Raw genomic sequence first — 20,795 nt, forward strand, 5'->3', positions numbered from 1 at the left:
AAAATCCGCACTGCAGGGCGCACGCCGTCCGTTCATTTGGCCTTGCGAATACGGCCCTAACTGCTTAAAGGTCCGCGCTCAAGCGGGCGATTAGCTCAGTTGGTAGAGCGCTTCGTTTACACCGAAGATGTCGGCGGTTCGAGCCCGTCATCGCCCACCAGTCCGCCGGACAAGCAGAACGCAGAATGCGGCAGCGGCCCTTGCCGGGCCGCCACCTTGTCGAGAGCCGGGTTCAGGCCGCTATTGCCTCACGTAACAGCGCTTGTGGGCGCCCGGCGCGGGATCATCGCCGAAAGCGTTGTTGCCGCAGCGGACGCCGTTTCTGAAAACATTCTGCGTGTATTGGCCACGTGCGCCGTATCTGACCATCGCGCGGCCGCGGAAACCGCAGAACTCGCCCTCCCTGGCGCAGGCTACCCATTCGCCGCGGTCCGGGCGTGAGCCGTAATCATTGTCCCCGTAATTGTTGTCATCGCCATAACCGCCGCCGCGCGCCACGAAATAGCAGGCCTTGTCGCGGCCGGGAGCGGGGTCGCCAAAAAGGCGATTCGAGCAGGGCACGGACTGACGATCGAAAAACCGCGAGGTTGTTCGACCCCGTGCGCCGTAAACGACCTCCGTGGGATAGGGCAAGCGGCATATGCCGCCTTCATCGGCGCATCGCCGCAGCTGCTGCGCCGAGGCCGAGGTGGGGAAAAGGGCGGACGCCGCGGCGACCAGCCCGGCCAGACACATGAAGGCCAGCATCGTTCGGATCGAGACGCGAAAAGTTTTTAACACGAATTGTCTCCCGGTTTGGTTGTACGCAGGCATCCTATCGCAGACCGACTAAATGCGCGATGAATGCCTGATTGCTGTCGGGAGCTGTCAGGCAAGCACTTTGACGGCCGTCTGCCGGTCGCCTTAGCCGACATCGAGCTTTTGGGCTTCGATCGCGTTCGGCGCTCAAGCCATCGGCCGGGAGCTGCGGACAAGTCGCTGCCGTGTCAGGATCAGGGGTGCCACGGCCTTACCGGCCAGGAGCGAGGGGCAATCATCGGGACAGGCCCTGCCTATGCGTTGACCTGGCCGATTGCCGACCGTCAAAACCACCGCGATGGTGGGCGGCAGGGGAAGCCGCGGCTCGTCCCCGACCAGATCGATCCGGTGAGGAGAAAAGATGATTGAACTGCCTTTTGCCCGCGAAGAGTACCAGCAGCGGCTCGCAAAAATCCGCGCCGAGATGGCAAAGCGCGGCATCGAACTCCTGATCGTCAACGACGTCGCCAACCAGCATTACATCACCGGCTATGACGGCTGGTCGTTCTACACGCCGCAGGTGGTGCTTGTTCCGATCGAGGATGCCGAGCCTGTCTGGATCGGCCGCGCCATGGATGCGGCCGGCGGCTTGCTGACGGCCTGGATGAAGCCGGAAAACGTGGTCGGATTTCCGGAGGACCATGTCCAGCGCGCCGATCGGCATCCCATGGACTGGATCGCGGCGTGGATCGTCGCCAAGGGCTGGGGCAGCCGCGATATCGGCATCGAGCTCGAAGCCTATTATTTTTCGCCAAAGGCGCATGCGCGGCTCGTCGCCGGATTGCCCAATGCGAAATGGCACGACGCTGACCTGCTCGTGAATTGGATCCGCGCGGTGAAGTCGGCGCCGGAAATCGCTTATCTGCGTAAGGCATCGAGGCTAGCTGAGGCGGCGGTCGCGCGGGCCTACGAAGTCATTGCGCCGGGTGTGCGCGAATGCGATGCGATTGCTTCCATCCAGGCGGCGCAGATTGCCGGAAGTCCCGATTTTGCCGGCGATATCACGGCGCTGCCGCCGACGATCCTCGGCGGCGAAAACGCTTCCGCGCCGCACATCATGTGGAGCGACCGGCGGTTCGGAAAGGACGAAACGATCGCGCTTGAGCTAGCCGGCGTCTGCCGCCGCTATGCCGCCGGGCTCGCCAGGACGATGCAGCTCGGCAAGACGCCGACCCGCGTCGCGGACACGGCAAAGGCTGTGATCGAGGGCATGGATGCGGTGCTCGAAACGGTGCGGCCGGGCACGGCCGCCGAAGCGGTCGAAGCCGCCTGGCGCAAGGTCATCCAGCGCCACGGGCTGAAGAAGGAATCGCGCATCGGGTACTCCATCGGCGTTGCCTATCCACCGGATTGGGGCGAGCATACGATCAGCCTGAGATCCGGCGACAAGACGGTGCTCCAAGCCGGCAATGTCGTTCACTCCATCCTGGGCATGTGGATGGACGGCTGGGGCATCGAGATCAGCGAGACCATTCTGGTGACCGATACTGGCAACGAGACGCTGACGAAGTTCCCGCGGGATATCCATGTCAAAGCCTGACCGGCCGTCTTCAGCAAGCGATACCGCGGCCGACATCGATGCCGGAATTCTCGATCGGATGATCGAGATCCGCCGTCACTTGCATCGTTACCCGGAGCTTTCAAACCGCGAGGCGGGCACGCAACGCTATTTGCGGGAGATGCTGGCAAGCGAAGGTATCGCCGACATCCGCGACGTCGCCGGCTATGGGCTTGCAGTCGATATCGTCGGCACCGGCAGGCCGTCCAACCGCAAGCTCGCCATTCGCGCCGACATAGACGCCTTGCCGATCGAAGAGGAATCCGGCGTCGATTATGCGTCGGAAAATTCAGGCGTGATGCATGCCTGCGGCCACGACGCCCATGCCGCGATGGGCTTTGCGGTGGCAGCGCATCTGCATCGCTCACGCGAAAGTTTCGGCGGGACCGTTCGGCTCATCTTCCAGCCGGCCGAGGAAGACGAGCCGTCAGGAGGCAAGCGGGTGGTGGAGGAGGGACTTCTCGACGACGTCGACGCGGCGATCTGCGTCCACGTCGATCCATACACGCTTTCCGGCAAGGTCGCCGTCGGCTCCGGGCCGTACACTCTGGCATGCGACACGTTCGACGTGCTGGTCACCGGCTCGGCGGCGCATGCGGCTAAACCCTATGAAGGTGTCGACGCGCTGACTGTCGCCTGCTCCATGGTGAGCGAATTGCAGAAGATCGTCTCGCGCGAGACCGATCCCTATGATCCGCTGGTCATTTCGGTGACCGCCATCAATGGCGGCAATGCCTACAATGTCACCGCCGGCAAGGTCGCGTTGAAAGGCACAATACGCAGCGGCAATGATGCCACCCGGGAGCGCGCCTGGCGCCGGGTTCGCGAGGTGCTGGAGGGCGTAGCGGTCAGCCATAGCGCCAAGGTGAAGGTCGACATCCATCGCGGCGAACCAGGCGTCGTCAACGATGCCGAAATGGCCGAACTGATCCTTGCCAGCGCCAAGGCCAGCATCGGCGCGGACAATGTCCTCACCGTGCCCGGCTGGAGCATCGCCGATGACTTCGGCTACTACAGCGAGAAGCGTCCGTCGGTCTATTTCCGGCTCGGCATCCGCAACGAGGAGGTCGGATCGGTCTATCCGCTTCACCATTCCAGGTTTCGCGTCGACGAGGCCGCATTGAAGAACGGCGTCCTTACGTTGGTTTCCGCGGCAACGATGTACCTGGCCGGGCAGGAGAATCCTGGCGTCTAGCGAGGACCGCCAATCTGTTAGAGGTACTGCGCGACCTTCTTGCCGACAGTCAGGAAGCGCAGCGGGTCGACCGCCTCGCCGTCGTGACGCACTTCGTAGTGGAGGTGCGGCCCGGTCGAACGGCCGCTGCTGCCGGTCTTGCCGATGACCTCGCCGGCGGCGAGTTTCTGGCCGACACTTACATCGATCTCGCTCAAATGCCCGTAACGTGTGGCAAAGCCGTTGCCGTGGTCGACCTCGACCATGCGGCCGTAGCCGCCGGCCCACCCGGCCCTGGTGACGGTGCCGGCGGCCGTGACCTTGGCCGGCATGCCGATCGGCGCCCTGAAATCCATTCCCGTATGCAAGGCGGCGGTGCCGAGGATCGGGTCGGTGCGCACACCGAACGGGCTGGTCACCGTATGGCCCGGAGCGGGGTTGGCGAGCGGCAGCTTGCGCGCCTCCTTCTTGACCCCATCGAGCGCATCGAGTGCCTCGTCGAGTTCCTTGACCTTGCTGTCGAAAACCATCGAGGGATCAATCGGAACCAGTGGGCCGCCGACGTCGCTCTTGCCGAACTCGCTGTCGACCGGCAGGCCCGCCGCTTCCAGCGCCTGGGCGATGGCGTCGGCATTCTTGTAGGCGTTGTCGGCAAGCGTGGTGATGCGCGAAAGCTGCTGGTTCTCGATGGCCTTCAGCGACGTATTGATCGAGACGAACAGCTTGTCGGCGCGGTCGGCGGCCGTTTCGCCGTCAAGCGGGTCGGATCTTGTCGACCAGAGCGAGAATGGCCTGGTGTCACCGGCGCTCAAGGATGCGACGGAATAGGTCGGCGCCTGCGAAAGGCTGCCGGTGACCTCTGGATTTGCGTCGGGCTTAGGCGCCGCTGCGCTCGTCGCGGGAACGTCGCCGACCTCGTTCTCGGCGCGCTCGAGGATCGGCCCAAGCCGTCCGTGCCGCTCGCTGAGCTGGGTCTGCCTGGCCAGCAGCTCGCTGACCTTGGTCTCCATCAGTTGCTGATCGAGAAGCTGGCGGCTGGTGATGCGGTCGACCTGGGCGCGAAGGGCCGAGATGCGGTCCTCATAGGCCTGCTGCATGCGCGCCTGTCTTGCTGTCGTGGCCCCGATCAGGTCGTCGCGCAGCACCAGATAGGAAGTCGCGAGCAAATAGCCGATGGCGATCGCCGCCAGGGCCGAGCCGATGAAGGCGGCGAGCCAGGGGCGGATGGTGAAATGCCTTATCTCGTTGCCCCGGGCGATGATGACCGTGTGCGGTTCCTTACGCCTGCCGAAGACAGCTGACTGACCGGTTGGTTTCACGGGGACCAAGCTTTCGTTACGGGACCAACGACAAGCCTGATTACACATTATTAGGGTTAACAAAGTTTTGCCGGCCGGGATCTCGGCGCAATCTTTGCCAGCATCGCGAGTGCCGGGTTGTGATAGGACGTGTCGGCGGCTCAGAGCGCGCGCGCGGCCTCAAGCACTTCTTCGGCGTGGCCCTTGACGCGAACCTTGCGCCAGACGCGGGCGATCCGCCCATCCTTGCCGATCAGGAATGTGGCGCGCTCGACACCCATATATTTGCGCCCGTACATCGTCTTCTCGACCCACAATTGATAGGCCTCGATCACTTTGCGCTCCTCGTCGGCGATGAGATCGACGGTGAGATCGTACTTCGCCTTGAATTTGTCGTGTTTCTTCACGCTATCGGGCGACAGCCCGATCACCACGGCGCCAGCCTTCTCGAACTCCGGCTTCAACTGCGAGAAGCTGATGGCCTCGGCGGTGCAACCTGTGGTGTCGTCCTGCGGATAGAAGTAGAGTACAACCGGCTTACCCCGGAGCGCGGCGAGGCTGAAAGAGCCGCCGCCGTCACGCGGAAGATCGAATTGGGGCGCTGCGTCGCCCACGTCGAGATCAGCCATATCGATGCCCTTGTTTGCGGTTACGCGCGGGAAATCATCGATATAACGTGAAGCGGGGATTCGTCCACGACGAGTTCGTCACAACGGAATATTGCTTGGATCAGGAAGAACCGCAGCACGAGAAGATCAGGTTCAGGCGTGACGAGATCACCGACCTGGCGAGGCTTCCGTCCGCGTGCAGTGTGCCGCCGCTCGGCCGGGCAGCGGTGCGGCGGCGTTTCCGCACCCTCGGCCGGATGTTTGCCGGACTTTGCGCGCTCGTGCTTCTGGCGGCGGCGGGCGTCTATGTCCTCGGCGCCTCCGGTATCGGCACGGAGCGCCTCCGGACCGAGGCGGAGACCGCCATCGAGAAGCTGGCCGGCGTCGATGTCCAAGTCACTGTCGGCGCGGCGCGGCTGACGCTCGATGGGTCGAGCTTCGTCGCCCTGCAGGTGAACGATGTCAGCCTGAAGACGGCCGACGGCAAGCCGATGGCCGATATCGGGCGCGTGCGTTTCGGCATGCGCCTGCTGCCGCTGCTTTCCGGCGATGTCAGGCTGACCAGCGCCAGATTTTCCGACGCCCGCATCGTGGTGGCCGCCATGCCCTCCGGCGGCGGCGACTGGACGGCGGCGCTGCGCAACGAGGACGGCCTTGTCGACCCGGAGAAACTGTCGGCGGCGGTGTTTTCAGGCGTCAATGACGCGCTGGATGCGGTGCGCGAGGACTCGATGCGCCAGATCGATCTGCGCAATGTCGAGTTCGAACTGCCTGACACCGGGCTGGTTAAGCGCGTTACCGTCGCCTCGGCGACCGTCGCTCAGACCGGTACGGGAAGCATGCAGGCCTCCTATGATGCCGTTGTCGATGGCCGGCGCGCGACCTTGACCGCCTCGGCGACGCGTGATGCGACGGCCAGGCGCATTTCGTCGCTGGACGCCAACCTTGAGATAGAAGGCGCCCTCGGCGAGGGCAGTTCGACCGAGGTCGCCCCGGCGGCCGATGGCGCCAGACTGGGTTCGATCGCGTTGAAGCTTTCCGGCTCGGAAGCGTCGGGCGACAGCCCATCGCGCCTGGCGGCTTCGCTCTCGCTCGACGGTTCGGTGCTCGACCTGGACGAACGCGGGCTGTTGCCGACCGATGTCGATGCCGATGCCACGCTGGTGGCCGGTTCAAACAAGATCTCGGTCGACCGGCTGCGGATCAGGAGCGGCCGCTCCAGCTTCGACCTCGCCGGATCGATCGGGCCGAAGCCGGCAGTGGCGGGGGAGGAGCCCGCCTACCGCTATGACCTCACCAGCGACGGTTCGACGCTGGCGCCTTCGGAATCGCCGGAACCGGCGCTTCAGTTCCTGGCCCGTATCGCCGGAGTCTACCAGCCAAAGAGCCGCAAGCTCGTCGCCGAGCAGATCGGCGTGCGCTCCGGCGGATCGGGCGAGGTGCTGGGCGCGGCCACTGTCGCCTTCATCGACAACGGCCCGCCAGGCGTATCGCTGTCGCTCAACGTGCACGACATGCCGGTTTCGCATGTCAAGCAATTATGGCCGTGGTTCTCGGCCCGCAATGCGCGGCTTTGGGTGTTGGGGAATCTGTTCGGCGGCACGGTGACCGACGCCAATCTGCAGTTCCAGGTCGTGCCGGGGCGCCTGGGCAACGGCGTGCCGCTTACCGGCGACGAAGTGTTCGGCCGTTTCCAGATCGAGGGATCGCGCTTCGATACCGCCGGGCGCATCCCGCCGGTCCGCGACGCCGCCGGCGTCGTCGCGTTCCACGGCAACGATGTCGACATCACGCTCTCCTCGGGCAGCGTCTATATGCCGAGCGGCCGCACCGTGGCGGCAAGCGGCGGCACGTTGACGATCAAGAACGCGAACCTGCCGATTGTGGTCGGCAAGCTCGACATCGACGTCGCGGGTGAGGCGCCGGCGATCGCCGAGCTCGCCTCCTACGAGCCGATCAATGCCATGCGCCATGTCGGACTGGCGCCGGAAGACCTGTCCGGCACCCTCACCGGCCACGTCAGGGCGGACATTCCGCTGACAAGGGGCATGGACACCTCGACGCTCGATTGGCTGGTTTCGCTCGACTATCAAAACCTGTCGCTGGCCAAGCCGTTCGAGGACCAGACGGTGACCGACGCCGATGGCTCAATCACCGTCGGGCCAAAGCAGGCGGTGATTTCCGCCGAGGCCAAGCTCAACGGCATTCCGGCCGAACTCGATCTGATCGAGCCGCTTGCCAACGACGGGCCGGCGCGAAGACGCAAGGTTACACTGGTCCTCGACGACAAGACGCGCAACGCCAGCATGCCCGGCCTGTCGGACCTGCTTTCGGGAACCATCAAGGTGGCGATCGACAAGAGCGGCGAGGGCGCCCAGCAGGTTTCGGCGGACCTGACCAACGCCAGGCTCGACATTCCCTGGGCAGGCTGGAGCAAGGGCGCCGGCATTCCCGCCAAGGTCGCTTTCGACATGGCGAAGTCCGGCAGCACCACCACATTGACGGATTTCGATCTCGGCGGAAAAAGCTTCTCGATCGATGGCAATGTGACGCTGGTCAACGGCTCGCTGTCCGCGGCCCGCTTCAGCAAAGTCGCGTTGAACAGAGGCGACGACGTTGCCGTTTCGGTCAAGCGTTCCGGCAAGAGCTACGCTGTCGATGTCAGCGGCGCGTCGCTCGACGCCCGCTCGCTGATCAAGCAGTTCACCTCGGATGTCGATACCGCCACGAAGGGCGCCGGCAACGGTGCGATCACGGTGAGCGCCGATGTGGCATCGCTGGCCGGTTTCCATGACGAAGTGCTCTCCAACCTCAAGCTCGAATACAGCGCCGCCGGATCGCGCGTGAACGGGCTCAACGTCACGGCCGCGGCAAGCTCCGGCGCCGCGATCGCGATCAACAACACCACCAGCGAGGGCGGCCGCTCGCTTCGGGTCAAGTCGGCCGATGCCGGCGCGATCCTGCGTTTCCTCAACGTTTACGAGCATATGGAAGGCGGCGCGATCACGCTGTCGCTCTCGGGCGCCGGCGACGGGCCGATGAAGGGGCAGGTGGATGCCAGCAATTTCTATGTGGTCAACGAGCCCAAGCTGGCTTCGATCGTGTCGACAACGCCGGCCGGCGATACACGCAGCCTGAACGAAGCCGTCAAAGGCAACATCGATACATCGAGGGTGCAGTTCGAGCGCGGCTTTGCCGAGATCGACAAGGGTTCCGGCTATCTGAAACTGGCGAACGGCCTGCTGCGCGGCCCGCGCATCGGCACGACCTTCCAGGGCACGCTTTACGACCCGAACAACAACATGGACATGACCGGGACCTTCATGCCGGTCTATGGTCTCAATCGCATCTTCGGCGAGCTGCCACTGTTCGGGCCGCTGCTCGGCAACGGACGCGACCGCGGACTGATCGGCGTCACCTATCGGCTGCGCGGCAACGCAAACAAGCCGACGCTCAACATCAATCCGCTATCGGTTGTGGCGCCAGGCATATTCCGCTCGATCTTCGAGTATCGTTGAGACCAAACATCAACCGGCTCAGCCATCGAGATCGATCGGAGGCTCGTTCGCCTGGGCCGAATTCACGACCATGAACCTTGCTAGCCATTGCTGTCGCGATTGCTCGCTCGATTCGCGACGCTCTCGTCAAAATTCCGCAGCAATACGCTTGTCGCGGCCGCAATCGCACGCCTGACGTCCGACTCGGTGGTGCGCGCGTTAACCACGCTGACCCGCATGGCGCGACGGTTGCGCCAGGTTGTACTCGAGAAGAAGGCTTCGCCGGTCTCGTTGATCCTTCGAATTGTCTCGTCCGTGAAAGCGTCGTTTTCCTCGGGTGACGCTCCCGGTCGGCCGAACCGGACCAGGCCCTGATTAAGTGTGGGCCGTGCAAGTATCTGCGCACCCGGCAGTTCGCCAATCCCGTCGATGATGTCGGCGCAATGCATGCAACAGCGGTCGACCAGAGCCTCTACGCCGCTGCGGCCGAGTTCCCTCAGCGCGGCGTAAACGGGAATCCCGCGCGCGCGGCGGGAGTATTCCGGGTTCCAGTCCGACTGGTCGCGCGCTGTGGATGTCGGCGCGACGTATGACGCGCTCGATGTCATCGCCGCGCGATGCGCCGTGCGATCCCGGATTATGGCAATGCCGCAATCGAAGGGAACGTTCAGCCATTTGTGAGCATCGGTCGCCCAACTGTCCGCCAATTCCACACCGTCGAGCCGATCGCGGTATGTCCCGCTTGCACGTGCGAACAGGCCGAAGGCCCCGTCGATATGAACCCAGGCGCCGACCGAGTGTGCCAGCGGGATCAACTCCTTGAACGGATCGCACGCGCCGATGTTCAGGTCGGCGGCGTTGAGTACGAGGACGGTCGGCCCGGAGCCACTCGAAAGCGCTCTGTCGAGCGCGGCAGCAGGGACGCGCCCATCCTCATCGGTTTGCAACATTTCAAGGGCGTTGCGGCCGATGCCCAGGAAGCGCACCGCACGGTCTATGGTGACGTGCCGTTGGTCGCTGGTCAGCACGCGTATCGCGGGCGCACCAAACAGTCCGTCGTCCTCGACGTTCCAGCCGGCGCGCTCAAGCAGCCCGAACCGCGCCGCGGCAAGGCCCGTGACATGCGCCATCTGGCAACCGCTGGTGAACGCGAAAGAAGCGTCACGTGGTAGGTCGAGCAACTCCTTGATCCATTCTCCGGCGATCTCTTCGATCACTGCTGAGGCAGGACTGGCGGAATAAAGCGCGGCGTTCTGGTCCCATGTGGCGACGAGCCAGTCTGCCGCCAGCGCGGATTCCAGTCCACCGCCAAACACCCAGGCAAAAAAACGTCCACCCGCATTGCCGTGCATTCCGGGGGCGGCGTCCCTTGCCAGTGTCCGCACGACTTCCTCCGCGCCTAGGCCATGCGCAGGCAAGGGACCGCCAAAAGATCGCCGGAGCTCCGGCAAGGCCGCCGTGGCTCCAACTGGCCGGGTATCCAACCCCCTGATCCATTCACCTGCCGCCTGGCAAGCAAGTTCTAGCGCGGCGCTCATGACCTGGGCCCTTTCGACGAGATGGAGACCCAAAGGAGGTTTGGCCCTCGCGGATTACTTTCATCGATCCCAATTGCTTCGACAAACGAAAAAGATTTAGCTGGGGCATCAGCAAGTTTGGCGAATAACGCCTGCTACCATGCTCAAGCGCACGCACTCATTGCCGAGTTCGGATATTCTTCAGGAGCTGGAAAGTTCGCTCCTGCGAAGCTTGCAGGCAGTTGCCGATACCGGCAGCTTCGTCGGCGCCGCGCAAGTAATGCACCGGACCCCGTCGGCGATCAGCATGCAAATGAAGAAGCTTGAACGCCAGATGGGACAGAGGATATTCGCGCCCAAGGGCCGCTCGATAGTCTTGACACCGACAGGCGAGGCGCTTCTCACATATGCGAGGCGCATTACCGGAATCGCTGAAGAGGTGATGCAGCGCTTCAATCGTCTCTCAGACGACAGCAAGGTACGACTGGGCATACCGCACGACTACGCGGCAGCGTTCCTGCCTTCGATGCTAAAGGGCCTGGCTGTCGCGTGCCCGCAGGTCGAGATCGATGTGACCTGCCGCGTGAGCAATGCCCTGGTCCCGATGCTGGACAGCGGCGAACTCGACGTCGCTGTCGTCACGGCGGGCATAGCGGACGGCCTCGCGCTGACCGATAGCGGGATCTATCATGATCGGCTTGCGTGGGCAGGCCTCCCGGACGGCCTCGCGCATCGACAGCGCCCGCTGCCGATTGCGATTGCTCCGCTCACATGTCCTTGGCGGAGGGCGGCCATCAACGCGCTTGATCGAGCGCGCATATCCTACCGAGTAGTCCACACGAGCAACAGTTTTGCCGGCCAGATCGCATCGATACTTACGGGCGAGGCGATTTCCCCCTTACCCCTCGTAACTCTGCCGCCGGGCATAGTGCCATTCGGATTGGAATACGGACTTCCCCCTATTGGATCCTGTAGCTTGGACCTGAGGCGCAGTCCCCACGCATTGAGCGAACTTGTCTCTACAGTTGCGGACCACATCCGAACATATTTCGATCTTGCGAGCCGGAGTGCACGGATCTCGGCGGACCACAATCACCAAAGCTGATGATTGATCGTGCAGATTCGAATGGGCCCTGGTCAGATCGGCCGGACCAGCACGTGCTTCTTCTTGCCGAGCGAAAGCTTCACGACACCTTCCGGACCGAGGTCCTGAAGGGTGACGACGCGCCGGTCGTCGGTCAGGGCCTGGTCGTTGATGCGCACGGCGCCGCCCTGGATATGCCGGCGCGCTTCGCCGTTCGAGCCGGCCAGCCCGGCGCTCACGAACAGCGCCAGGATGCCAATCCCGGCTTCGAGGTCCGATTTGGCTACCTCGACGCTGGGCAGCGTGTCGGCGAGCGCGCCTTCCTCGAAGGTCTTGCGCGCGGTCTCGCTCGCGGTCTCGGCGGCTTCGCGGCCGTGCAGCATGGCGGTGATCTCGGTGGCGAGGATTTTCTTCGCTTCGTTGATCTCCGAGCCGCCGAGCTTCGCCAGCCGCGCCACCTCGTCCAGGGGCAGCGTGGTGTAGAGCTTCAGGAAGCGCCCGACATCGGCGTCCTCGGTGTTGCGCCAGTACTGCCAGAACTCGTAGGGGCTCAGCATGTCGCCATCGAGCCAGATCGCGCCGGAAGCCGACTTGCCCATCTTGGCGCCGGACGAGGTGGTGAGCAGCGGGGTGGTCATGGCGAAGAGCTGCACACCCTCCATCCGGTGGCCGAGATCGATGCCGTTGACGATGTTGCCCCACTGGTCCGAGCCGCCCATCTGCAGCCGGCAGCCGACGCGCTTGTAGAGTTCGACGAAGTCGTAGGCCTGCAGGATCATGTAGTTGAATTCGAGGAAGGACAGCGACTGCTCGCGGTCGAGCCTCAGCTTCACGCTATCGAAGGCGAGCATGCGGTTGACGGAAAAATGCCGGCCGACATCGCGCAGGAAGTTGACGTAGTTGATCTGCATCAGCCAGTCGGCATTGTTGACCATGACCGCGTCGCCCGGGCCGTTGCCGAACTTCAGGTAAGGCGCGAAATTGCGGCGGATGCCGACGAGGTTGTCATCGATGTCCTGCGGGGTCAAAAGCTTGCGCGCCTCGTCCTTGAAGGACGGGTCGCCGATCATCGAGGTGCCGCCGCCCATCAGCGCGATCGGCCGATGGCCAGTCTGCTGCAGCCAGTGCAGCATCATGATCTGGATCAGCGACCCGGCATGCAGGCTTTTGGCGGTGGCATCGAAGCCGATATAGGCGCTCACCGTTTCCTTGGCGAAAAGCTGGTCGAGGGCGGATTCATCCGAAATCTGGTGGATGAAGCCGCGCTCGCTCATGATGCGCAGGAAATCGGATTTGAAGACGGACATTTTTTCTTCCTGGAGATCGCCGGGCGCTTGGCCATGCTTGATATGAAGGCGCGCGTTTAGCATCCAACCGCGGACAGCAAAAGTGGAATCCGGTTTTGCGTCCGATCAGCGCGGCGGCGCCGTCCTTGCTTCACCCTTTTTGCTGGCGTAATGAAGCGCCGCGCAAAACAAGCGCGCCGCGACGGGGCCATCCCGCAGTTTCAGATCGGAAAAGCTCCCGCGATGAACAGGAACTACCTCTTCCTCTTTCTGTTCAGCATCGTCATGACCGTCAGTGGGCTGGCCAGCCTGCCGCCGGTCGACCGCGATGAATCCCGCTTCGTCCAGGCGACCAAGCAGATGGTCGAGACGGGCGACTATGTCGACATCCGCCTGCAGGATGTCACGCGCTACAAAAAGCCGATCGGCATCTACTGGCTGCAATCGGCGGCGGTCGCGTTGAGCGGCGAGGGGGCCGCGGCGCCGATCTGGGTCTATCGCCTGGTCTCGATGCTGGGCATCGCGCTGGCCGTCGTCGGCGTCGGTTGGACCGGGACAAAACTCTTCGGCGCCAATGCCGGGCTGGCCGCCGGCCTGATGATGGCGGCGATCTTCGCCACCGCCTTCGAGGGGCGCGACGCCAAGACCGACGCGATGCTGCTCGCATGCTGCGTGGCGGCGCAAGGCGCGCTGGCACAGGTCTATTGGGCGGCAAAGCGCAACGAGCCGGTACACGGGCATCTGCCCTGGATCTTCTGGATTGCGCAGGGGCTCGGCATCCTCATCAAGGGACCTGTCTCGCCGCTCTTGTCCCTGCTCACGGCCGCGGCGCTTATTGCCTTCGACCGCGACTGGCGCTGGCTGCTCAAGATGAAGCTGGTGCGCGGCGTCGTGATCGTGCTCGTGATCGTGCTGCCATGGATCGTCCTCATCAGCTGGAAGAGCGGCGGTGCCTTCTTCCAGGAAGCGGTCGGCAAGGACATGTTGAACAAGGTGGCGCAAGGCGAGGAATCGCACGGCCTGCCGCCCGGCTTCTACATGCTGACCTATTCGCTGTTCATGTGGCCCTTCGGGCTGATCGCGGTCGGCGCCGGGCTGCAGGCCATCAACCGTTTTTGGGACGATCCGCGCCTGCGCTTCTGCCTCGCCTGGTACATTCCGTTCTGGCTGGTGTTCGAGGCGATCCCGACCAAGCTGCCGCATTATGTGATGCCGGCCTATCCAGGCATGGCGCTTTTGATCGGCTGGCTGCTCACCTTGCCGGCGGACCAGGCCAACGCGCCGCTCAAGCGCTGGGAGACATGGCTTTGGTGGGCGACCGCCTTCGGCCTTGCCGTTGTCGCGATCGGCTTGGCCGTGGTCTGCGTCGGCGCGCCGCTTTATCTTGCCAAGGCTTTTTCCTGGTGGAGCATTCCGGCGGCGATCGCCGCTCTGGTCACCGGCTATCTTGCCTTCCCGCGACAATTGCAGGTGCCACTTGGCCGCATCGCAGCGATCGCGGTTGGCGCCGGCATCACCTTCAGCCTGCTGTTCGGCGTCATCGCGCCGTCGCTGAAGCCGATCTGGCTCAGCCCCGCCGTCAAGGCCGCCATCGACGCCAACCGCCTTTGCGACACCACCGTGCTTGCCTCGGCGAAGTTCCAGGAGCCGAGCCTGGTCTTCCTGGTCGGCACCAAGACGGTGCTGACCGACATCGAGGGCGTGGCGCGGCATCTGCTGGCCGATCCGTCCTGCGCGCTTGGGCTGGCGCCGATCAAGGACGAGCAGAAGCTTGCCGATGTGCTGACCGCCCAGGGCAAGTCGGCGAAGCGGCTGACCGAGATCGTCGGCATCAACTATTCGTCAGGAGACAGACTGTCGCTGGGGCTTTATCGGGTGGCGCCGTGAACAATAGCGTCGGATATCGAATGTCCCTATGAGCACGCGCTAAAGCCATGTCCGCCGCGCCCCTTGCCCCTTACCGCCGCTCGCTCGGCAATTTCCGCGACACGATGTCGATCGTGAGGCGGCGCTTTGCCGTGCGCCCGGCGCGTTATCCGCGAATTTTGTGGGGTGTCTGGCTGCTGGCCTGGCTGCTGCTCATCGTGGCGGTTTTCCTGCGCCTTGACGCCAGCGCCGGCGAGATGCGCGGCGAATGGTCACCCGGCTTCGCGCGCTTCACGGATTTCTTTACGCAGTTCGGCCTGGGCGGCTGGTACCTCATTCCGTCGGCGCTCTGCCTCGTCGTCGCCAACCTGACGGACTGGCGTCGCCTGTCCAGGGACGGGCGGATGCTTGTCTATAACTGGACCTGTTTCGCCTTCCTGGTGCTTTGCGCGGTCGGCCTGTCCGGCCTTGCCGTCAACGTCCTGAAATACGGCATCGGCCGGGCCCGGCCGCTTTACTTCGACAGTTTCGGCGTGCTGTCGCTGCATCCCTTCGCCATGGACGCGCGCTTTGCCGGTTTCCCCTCCGGCCATGCCACGACGATGGGCGCGGTGTTCGGCATCCTGCTGTTGCTGTTCCCGCGGCGCTGGACTATCGCGCTGGCGGTCACGGCCTGCATCGCCTCGACACGCGTCTTCGTTGGCGCGCACTATCCAAGCGACACGGTTGCGGGTTTCGGCCTCGGGCTGGCGTTTGCGGTGGTCTCGGGGCTGGTGTTCGCCCGGCTCGGCTTCATCTTCGGCCAGACGAGCTCGAAGCTGCCCGTGCGCAAGCGGACATTCCGGCTGAAGCCGTCCAACGCGCCAAGAGGCAGGGTTTCGATGGCCGGCCCGGCTGAGGACGGCCAGATAAGCGTCGACCAAACGCAGACCCATTAGGCGCCCGGATTGGGCAGCCAGCGTGCCTAGCGCAGGCGCTTCGGCCTCGGATCGGCCAGCTCGCCCGCCAGTCGTCGGTCGAGATAGTCGGCACATTCGTGGATGAGCAGTTCGGAATCGTTGGCGAAGAAGTGGTTGGCGCCAGGAATCGTCTTCTGCGTGATGGTGATGCCCTTCTGGGTGTGCAACTTGTCGACCAGCCCCTGCACGTCCTTCGGCGGCGCCACCTTGTCGGCATCACCATGAATGATGAGGCCGGACGACGGGCAGGGCGCCAGGAACGAGAAATCATAAGTGTTGGGCTGCGGCGCGACCGAGATGAAACCTTCGATCTCCGGCCGGCGCATCAAAAGCTGCATGCCGATCCATGAGCCGAAGGAATAGCCGGCGACCCAGCAACTCTTCGAATCCGGATGCAGCGACTGCACCCAATCGAGCGCGGCGGCCGCGTCCGACAATTCGCCGGTGCCATGGTCGAACTCGCCCTGGCTGCGGCCGATGCCGCGGAAATTGAAGCGCAGCGTGGTGAAATCGCGCTTCTGGAACATGTAGAAGAGGTCGTAGACGATCTTGTTGTTCATCGTGCCGCCGAATTGCGGGTGGGGGTGAAGCACGATGGCGATCGGGGCGCTCTTTTCCTTCGAGGGCTGATAGCGTCCCTCCAGGCGACCGGCCGGACCGGCGAAAATGACCTCAGGCATAAAATACTCCACGTGGCATATGAATGCGCTAGCCCGGAACTCTTCTGGCCCCAACTCTCCCGAGGTCCCACACCTTCTGTGGCCTTGACGCCGGGCAAGCGTCTTCCTAGAAGCTAGTTTAGAATTGTTCAAAACTGGGAGGCCGAAACCCGATGGTTCGGCCGCCCGCGCCGCAAGCCGGGTAAATAGGACGGCTTGCCTTGCAATTTCAAGGAAATAACGCGCTATCCTCGTGGGATAGTTGGCGAAAGGACGAACTGAGCGAAAATGGCCGCAACCCGCGCCTATCTCGACTACAACGCCAGCGCGCCGCTCATTGCGGAAGCGCGGGCGGCGATGGTCGCCGCGCTCGATGCCGCCAACCCGTCATCCGTTCACACCGAAGGCCGCGCGGCGCGGCGGCTGGTCGAGGACGCGCGCCGCGACGTGGCACGGTTGGTCGGCGCCAGACCAGAGCATGTCGTCTTCACCTCCGGTGCCACCGAAGCCGCCTCGACGCTGCTTGGGCCCGACTGGCAGATGGGGCGCGGCTCGGTGCGCATGTGCCACCTCTATGTCTCTGCGGCCGACCATCCCTGCATCCTGAATGGCGGGCGGTTTTCGCCGGCGCAAGTGACGAAGATCGGCGTCGACCGGAACGGCATTGCCGATATCGAGGCGCTTTCTGCCGCGCTTGCCGCGCATGACAAGGCCGCCGGGCTGCCGCTGGTGGCGATCCACGCCGCCAACAACGAGACCGGCGTCGTCCAGCCGGTCGGGCGCATCGGCGAGATCGTCAAGGCCGCGGGCGGGGTGCTGGTTGTCGACGCCGTGCAGGCCGCCGGGCGGATTCCGCTCGATATGTCAATTCCTTATGCCGACTACCTGATCCTGTCGTCGCACAAGATCGGTGGGCCCAAGGGCGTCGGCGCGATCGTTGCCGCGTCCGATTTGATGATGCCGCGGCCGCTGGTCAATGGCGGCGGCCAGGAGAAGGGCCATCGCGCAGGCACGGAAAACGTCGCCGGGATCGCCGGTTTCGGCGCAGCCGCGCGGGTTGCCCTTGCAGGCCTGGACGATGTCGATGCCGTTTCGCGGCGCCGCGATGAGATTGAAGCCATCGTGACCGAACTGGCGCCGGACGCGGAAATCTTCGGAAATGGCGCTCGCAGGCTTGCCAACACGACATTCTTCGCTATTCCCGGCATCAAGGCCGAGACGGCGCAGATCGCTTTCGATCTTGCCGGCGTCGCGTTGTCGGCGGGCTCGGCCTGCTCGTCGGGAAAAGTCGGGCCAAGCCATGTGCTGAAGGCGATGGGCCACGGCGACAGCCTGGGCGCGTTGCGGGTCTCGATCGGTCGGGCGACCGGCGCCGAGGATATCGAGGCCTTCCGGACAGCACTGGCCGGCATCGTCGCCCGCCGCGCGGGCAAGGAAGAAGCCGCCTGAGGACGGCGGAGCATCGGAACGAGAAACGCCTTGCGGCCTCGGATTTCCGCTGCTCGAAAACGAATTCAGGCTTTAGGGCCTGGTAGAGCCGTGCGTTTTGTCCTGGCCGGGTGAATTTCCGGCCGATACGCACTATATGGAACTTACTCCGCTGCGAGTCCCTCCGTGGGACGCGATTTCGGCGGTGCCATAGTTTGAAAACTGCCGGGCCTTGACCCCGGCGTGGATGGAGAACGCTTATGCCTGCTGTGCAGGAGACGATCGATCGGGTTCGAAAGATCGACGTCGACCAGTATAAATACGGATTCCAGACAGAGATCGAGATGGACAAGGCCCCCAAGGGCCTGAGCGAAGACATCATTCGCTTCATCTCGGCCAAGAAGGACGAGCCGGACTGGATGCTCGAATGGCGTCTGGGGGCCTATCGTCGCTGGCTGACGCTGGAAGAGCCGACCTGGGCGCGCGTCCACTATCCGAAGATCGATTTCCAGGACATCCACTACTACGCCGCGCCGAAGAGCACGCCCGGCCCGAAGTCGCTGAGCGAAGTCGACCCAGAACTGCTCAAGGTCTACGAGAAGCTCGGCATCCCGCTCAAGGAGCAGGAGATCCTGGCCGGCGTGCAGAAGACCGCAGCTGTCGACGCGGAAGAAGACGAGGTTGGCGACAACGTCTACAAGTCCGGCCGCGTCGCGGTCGATGCCGTGTTCGATTCCGTTTCGGTTGTCACCACCTTCAAGAAGGAGCTGGCGCAGGCCGGCGTCATCTTCTGCTCGATCTCGGAAGCGATCCGCGAGCATCCGGAACTGGTCAAGAAGTATCTGGGTTCGGTCGTGCCGACCTCGGACAATTTCTACGCGACGCTGAATTCGGCCGTGTTCACCGACGGCTCGTTCGTCTTCGTGCCCAAGGGCGTTCGCTGCCCGATGGAGCTGTCGACCTATTTCCGCATCAACGAGAAGAACACAGGCCAGTTCGAGCGCACGCTGATCATCGCCGAGGAGGGGGCTTACGTCTCCTATCTCGAAGGCTGCACGGCGCCGCAACGCGACGAGAACCAGCTGCACGCGGCGGTGGTCGAGCTGATCGCGCTCGACGATGCCGAGATCAAATATTCGACTGTGCAGAACTGGTACCCCGGCGACGCCGAGGGCAAGGGGGGCATCTACAATTTCGTCACCAAGCGCGGCGACTGCCGCGGCGATCGCTCGAAGATCTCGTGGACGCAGGTCGAGACGGGTTCGGCGATCACCTGGAAATATCCGAGCTGCATCCTGCGCGGCGACGATTCCTCTGGCGAGTTCTATTCGATCGCGGTGTCGAACGGTTATCAGCAGGTCGATAGCGGCACCAAGATGATCCATCTCGGCAAGAACACGTCGAGCCGCATCATCTCCAAGGGCATCGCCGCCGGCTTCTCGCAAAACACCTATCGCGGCCAGGTCTCGGCGCATCGCAAGGCGGCCAATGCGCGCAATTTCACCAATTGCGATTCGCTCCTTATCGGCGACCAGTGCGGCGCGCACACCGTGCCTTACATGGAAGCCAAGAATTCGACGGCGCAGTTCGAGCACGAGGCGACGACCTCGAAGATCTCCGAGGACCAGAAGTTCTACGTCATGCAGCGCGGCATCCCCGAAGAGGAAGCGATCGCGCTGATCGTCAACGGCTTCGTCAAGGACGTCATCCAGCAGTTGCCGATGGAGTTCGCGGTCGAAGCGCAGAAGCTGATCGGCATCAGCCTGGAAGGCAGCGTCGGGTAACAGGGAAGATGCTGAAGTCTTTTGGAAACATCCTGGTGGGGTTGTTAGCGCTAGCGCTGTTTGTGGCGATCGCAGGCGCTGTAATGGCGCTTGTCGGCTCTATCGGTGAGTTCCCAACCCTGAAGCAGATGGGCGGCTCAGTCTCTATCCTCGGCGTGTTTGGCTTTTTTGCTACCTTTGTTCTGTTTCGTTACGTCGCCCGGATCAGGCCGCAGAGCAAAGCTGGCAGCGGGAGTGTCGAATGACCGGAGATAAATGGTTCAGGCCGAAACGCTTCGGTTATGGCGCCACTCCCGACAACTGGAAGGGCTGGGCCTTTATGGTGGTCTACGTCGCGATCGTCGTCGCGCTTTCGCTGACGCTTATTTACGAGGGCGCCGCCGCCTGGCTGGTAGTCCTCGTCGTACTCGCCCTGACGGGCGCGACGATCCCGCTCATCAAGGCCAAGACCGATGGCGACTGGCGCTGGCGTTGGCATTGAATTTGAACGGACAGTTTTGGAACGGAACGAGAAATGCTTGAGATCAAGAACCTGCACGCCCGCATCGTCGACGATGGCACCGAGATCATCCGCGGGCTGAATCTCACGGTGAAAGCCGGGGAGGTCGCCGCCATCATGGGGCCGAACGGCTCGGGCAAGTCGACGCTGTCCTATATCCTCGCCGGCCGCGAGGACTATGAGGTGACCGAAGGCGACATCCTCTATAACGGCCAGTCGATCCTCGAAATGGATCCGGCCGAGCGCGCCACCGCCGGCATCTTTCTCGCCTTCCAGTATCCGATGGAGATACCGGGCGTCGCGACGATGGAATTCCTCAAAGTGGCGATGAACGAGCAGCGCAAGGCGCGCGGCGAGGAACCGCTGAAGGTTCCGGAATTCCTGAAACGCGTGAAGGATGCCGCTGCCTCGCTCAACATGGATATGGCGATGCTGAAGCGGCCGCTCAATGTCGGCTTCTCCGGCGGCGAGAAGAAGCGCGCCGAGATCCTGCAGATGAAGCTTCTGGAGCCGAAGCTTTGCGTGCTCGACGAGACCGATTCCGGCCTCGACATCGATGCGCTGAAGATCGTCTCGGACGGCGTCAACGCGCTGCGTTCGCCGGAGCGCGCCATCGTCGTCATCACCCACTACCAGCGCCTGCTCGAGCACATCGTGCCGGACTCCGTGCACGTGCTCTACAAGGGCCAGGTCATCAAGTCGGGCGACAAGTCGCTGGCGCTCGATCTCGAGGCCAACGGCTATGCCGGCGTGATCGGCGAAGCGGCGTGAGATGGCAGT

General features: G+C 63.5%; 17 protein-coding genes and 1 tRNA gene. 12 read left to right on the plus strand and 6 right to left on the minus strand.

Annotated features, from left to right (window positions below; all coding sequences use genetic code 11):
- The first annotated feature begins 84 nt into the window (after window positions 1-84).
- A tRNA-Val gene (locus tag FJ430_RS19110) sits at window positions 85-160 on the plus strand.
- Between the two features lie 80 nt (window positions 161-240).
- Here FJ430_RS19110 and FJ430_RS19115 read toward each other — a convergent pair.
- On the minus strand, window positions 241-780 hold the full coding sequence (locus FJ430_RS19115) for a hypothetical protein (RefSeq protein WP_319022984.1): 540 nt from the start codon (window positions 778-780) through the stop codon (window positions 241-243).
- A 379-nt stretch (window positions 781-1,159) separates the two neighbouring features.
- On the opposite strand from FJ430_RS19115, the gene FJ430_RS19120 reads away from it, so the two are divergent.
- Window positions 1,160-2,338, plus strand: coding sequence for a M24 family metallopeptidase (locus FJ430_RS19120; protein WP_140647805.1), 1,179 nt, complete (start codon window positions 1,160-1,162; stop codon window positions 2,336-2,338).
- Entirely contained in the window at window positions 2,325-3,551 is a 1,227-nt protein-coding gene (locus tag FJ430_RS19125; RefSeq protein WP_140647804.1) for a M20 metallopeptidase family protein, read from the plus strand. Before FJ430_RS19120 ends, FJ430_RS19125 begins: the two co-directional genes overlap by 14 nt.
- A 17-nt stretch (window positions 3,552-3,568) precedes the next feature.
- Here the strand turns inward: FJ430_RS19125 and FJ430_RS19130 are convergent, their stop codons facing one another.
- Together FJ430_RS19130 and FJ430_RS19135 are read right to left on the minus strand one after the other, a co-directional pair.
- Complete coding sequence (locus tag FJ430_RS19130; protein WP_140647803.1) at window positions 3,569-4,849, minus strand: M23 family metallopeptidase; 1,281 nt, start codon at window positions 4,847-4,849, stop codon at window positions 3,569-3,571.
- Between the two features lie 140 nt (window positions 4,850-4,989).
- Window positions 4,990-5,457, minus strand: a complete 468-nt coding sequence (locus FJ430_RS19135; protein WP_140647802.1) for a peroxiredoxin — start codon at window positions 5,455-5,457, stop codon at window positions 4,990-4,992.
- 95 nt (window positions 5,458-5,552) lie between these two features.
- Here FJ430_RS19135 and FJ430_RS19140 point away from each other — a divergent pair, with 95 nt between their 5' ends.
- Window positions 5,553-8,954 carry a DUF3971 domain-containing protein gene (locus tag FJ430_RS19140; RefSeq protein ID WP_140710284.1) on the plus strand — a complete coding sequence of 1,134 codons (3,402 nt, stop codon included), beginning with the start codon at window positions 5,553-5,555 and terminating at the stop codon, window positions 8,952-8,954.
- A gap of 80 nt (window positions 8,955-9,034) precedes the next feature.
- Here FJ430_RS19140 and FJ430_RS19145 read toward each other — a convergent pair whose 3' ends face one another.
- Complete coding sequence (locus tag FJ430_RS19145; protein WP_226891788.1) at window positions 9,035-10,318, minus strand: pyridoxal phosphate-dependent decarboxylase family protein; 1,284 nt, start codon at window positions 10,316-10,318, stop codon at window positions 9,035-9,037.
- Window positions 10,319-10,610: 292 nt separating this feature from the next.
- Here FJ430_RS19145 and FJ430_RS19150 point away from each other — a divergent pair, with 292 nt between their 5' ends.
- A complete protein-coding gene (locus tag FJ430_RS19150; protein ID WP_140710288.1) occupies window positions 10,611-11,555 on the plus strand; it encodes a LysR substrate-binding domain-containing protein in 945 nt (314 codons plus the stop codon).
- A gap of 32 nt (window positions 11,556-11,587) precedes the next feature.
- On the opposite strand, the gene tyrS is transcribed toward FJ430_RS19150, so the two are convergent.
- Window positions 11,588-12,841, minus strand: a complete 1,254-nt coding sequence (tyrS, locus tag FJ430_RS19155) for a tyrosine--tRNA ligase (RefSeq protein WP_140710290.1) — start codon at window positions 12,839-12,841, stop codon at window positions 11,588-11,590.
- Between the two features lie 222 nt (window positions 12,842-13,063).
- Here tyrS and FJ430_RS19160 point away from each other — a divergent pair, with 222 nt between their 5' ends.
- Together FJ430_RS19160 and FJ430_RS19165 are read left to right on the plus strand one after the other, a co-directional pair.
- Entirely contained in the window at window positions 13,064-14,707 is a 1,644-nt protein-coding gene (locus FJ430_RS19160; protein ID WP_140710292.1) for an ArnT family glycosyltransferase, read from the plus strand.
- Window positions 14,708-14,754: 47 nt separating this feature from the next.
- Window positions 14,755-15,624 carry a phosphatase PAP2 family protein gene (locus tag FJ430_RS19165; RefSeq protein WP_140710294.1) on the plus strand — a complete coding sequence of 290 codons (870 nt, stop codon included), beginning with the start codon at window positions 14,755-14,757 and terminating at the stop codon, window positions 15,622-15,624.
- 26 nt (window positions 15,625-15,650) lie between these two features.
- Here the strand turns inward: FJ430_RS19165 and FJ430_RS19170 are convergent, their stop codons facing one another.
- Window positions 15,651-16,325 (minus strand): alpha/beta hydrolase, encoded by a 675-nt coding sequence (locus FJ430_RS19170; protein ID WP_140647795.1) that lies wholly within the window; start codon window positions 16,323-16,325, stop codon window positions 15,651-15,653.
- Between the two features lie 267 nt (window positions 16,326-16,592).
- On the opposite strand from FJ430_RS19170, the gene FJ430_RS19175 reads away from it, so the two are divergent.
- From FJ430_RS19175 to sufC, 5 genes are all read left to right on the plus strand, one after another.
- Window positions 16,593-17,753, plus strand: coding sequence for a cysteine desulfurase family protein (locus FJ430_RS19175; protein WP_140710296.1), 1,161 nt, complete (start codon window positions 16,593-16,595; stop codon window positions 17,751-17,753).
- Between the two features lie 239 nt (window positions 17,754-17,992).
- Window positions 17,993-19,516 carry a Fe-S cluster assembly protein SufB gene (sufB, locus tag FJ430_RS19180; RefSeq protein ID WP_140647793.1) on the plus strand — a complete coding sequence of 508 codons (1,524 nt, stop codon included), beginning with the start codon at window positions 17,993-17,995 and terminating at the stop codon, window positions 19,514-19,516.
- Window positions 19,517-19,524: 8 nt separating this feature from the next.
- Complete coding sequence (locus FJ430_RS19185; RefSeq protein WP_140710298.1) at window positions 19,525-19,761, plus strand: hypothetical protein; 237 nt, start codon at window positions 19,525-19,527, stop codon at window positions 19,759-19,761.
- Window positions 19,758-19,997 (plus strand): hypothetical protein, encoded by a 240-nt coding sequence (locus FJ430_RS19190; RefSeq protein WP_140710300.1) that lies wholly within the window; start codon window positions 19,758-19,760, stop codon window positions 19,995-19,997. The genes FJ430_RS19185 and FJ430_RS19190 overlap by 4 nt, the downstream gene beginning before the upstream one ends.
- A gap of 33 nt (window positions 19,998-20,030) precedes the next feature.
- Window positions 20,031-20,786 (plus strand): Fe-S cluster assembly ATPase SufC, encoded by a 756-nt coding sequence (sufC, locus tag FJ430_RS19195; protein ID WP_140710302.1) that lies wholly within the window; start codon window positions 20,031-20,033, stop codon window positions 20,784-20,786.
- Window positions 20,787-20,795: the final 9 nt, after the last annotated feature.

Origin of the sequence: Mesorhizobium sp. B2-8-5 (assembly GCF_006440675.2) — a bacterium.
GTDB lineage: Bacteria > Pseudomonadota > Alphaproteobacteria > Rhizobiales > Rhizobiaceae > Mesorhizobium.

Coding starts and splice junctions, on each gene's coding strand:
- FJ430_RS19120 (WP_140647805.1), top strand. CDS start 1,160: ATGATTGAACTGCCTTTTGCCCGCGAAGAGTACCAGCAGCGGCTCGCA.
- FJ430_RS19125 (WP_140647804.1), top strand. CDS start 2,325: ATGTCAAAGCCTGACCGGCCGTCTTCAGCAAGCGATACCGCGGCCGAC.
- FJ430_RS19135 (WP_140647802.1), bottom strand. CDS start 5,457: ATGGCTGATCTCGACGTGGGCGACGCAGCGCCCCAATTCGATCTTCCG.
- FJ430_RS19150 (WP_140710288.1), top strand. CDS start 10,611: ATGCTCAAGCGCACGCACTCATTGCCGAGTTCGGATATTCTTCAGGAG.
- tyrS (WP_140710290.1), bottom strand. CDS start 12,841: ATGTCCGTCTTCAAATCCGATTTCCTGCGCATCATGAGCGAGCGCGGC.
- FJ430_RS19160 (WP_140710292.1), top strand. CDS start 13,064: ATGAACAGGAACTACCTCTTCCTCTTTCTGTTCAGCATCGTCATGACC.
- FJ430_RS19165 (WP_140710294.1), top strand. CDS start 14,755: ATGTCCGCCGCGCCCCTTGCCCCTTACCGCCGCTCGCTCGGCAATTTC.
- FJ430_RS19170 (WP_140647795.1), bottom strand. CDS start 16,325: ATGCCTGAGGTCATTTTCGCCGGTCCGGCCGGTCGCCTGGAGGGACGC.
- FJ430_RS19175 (WP_140710296.1), top strand. CDS start 16,593: ATGGCCGCAACCCGCGCCTATCTCGACTACAACGCCAGCGCGCCGCTC.
- sufB (WP_140647793.1), top strand. CDS start 17,993: ATGCCTGCTGTGCAGGAGACGATCGATCGGGTTCGAAAGATCGACGTC.
- FJ430_RS19185 (WP_140710298.1), top strand. CDS start 19,525: ATGCTGAAGTCTTTTGGAAACATCCTGGTGGGGTTGTTAGCGCTAGCG.
- FJ430_RS19190 (WP_140710300.1), top strand. CDS start 19,758: ATGACCGGAGATAAATGGTTCAGGCCGAAACGCTTCGGTTATGGCGCC.
- sufC (WP_140710302.1), top strand. CDS start 20,031: ATGCTTGAGATCAAGAACCTGCACGCCCGCATCGTCGACGATGGCACC.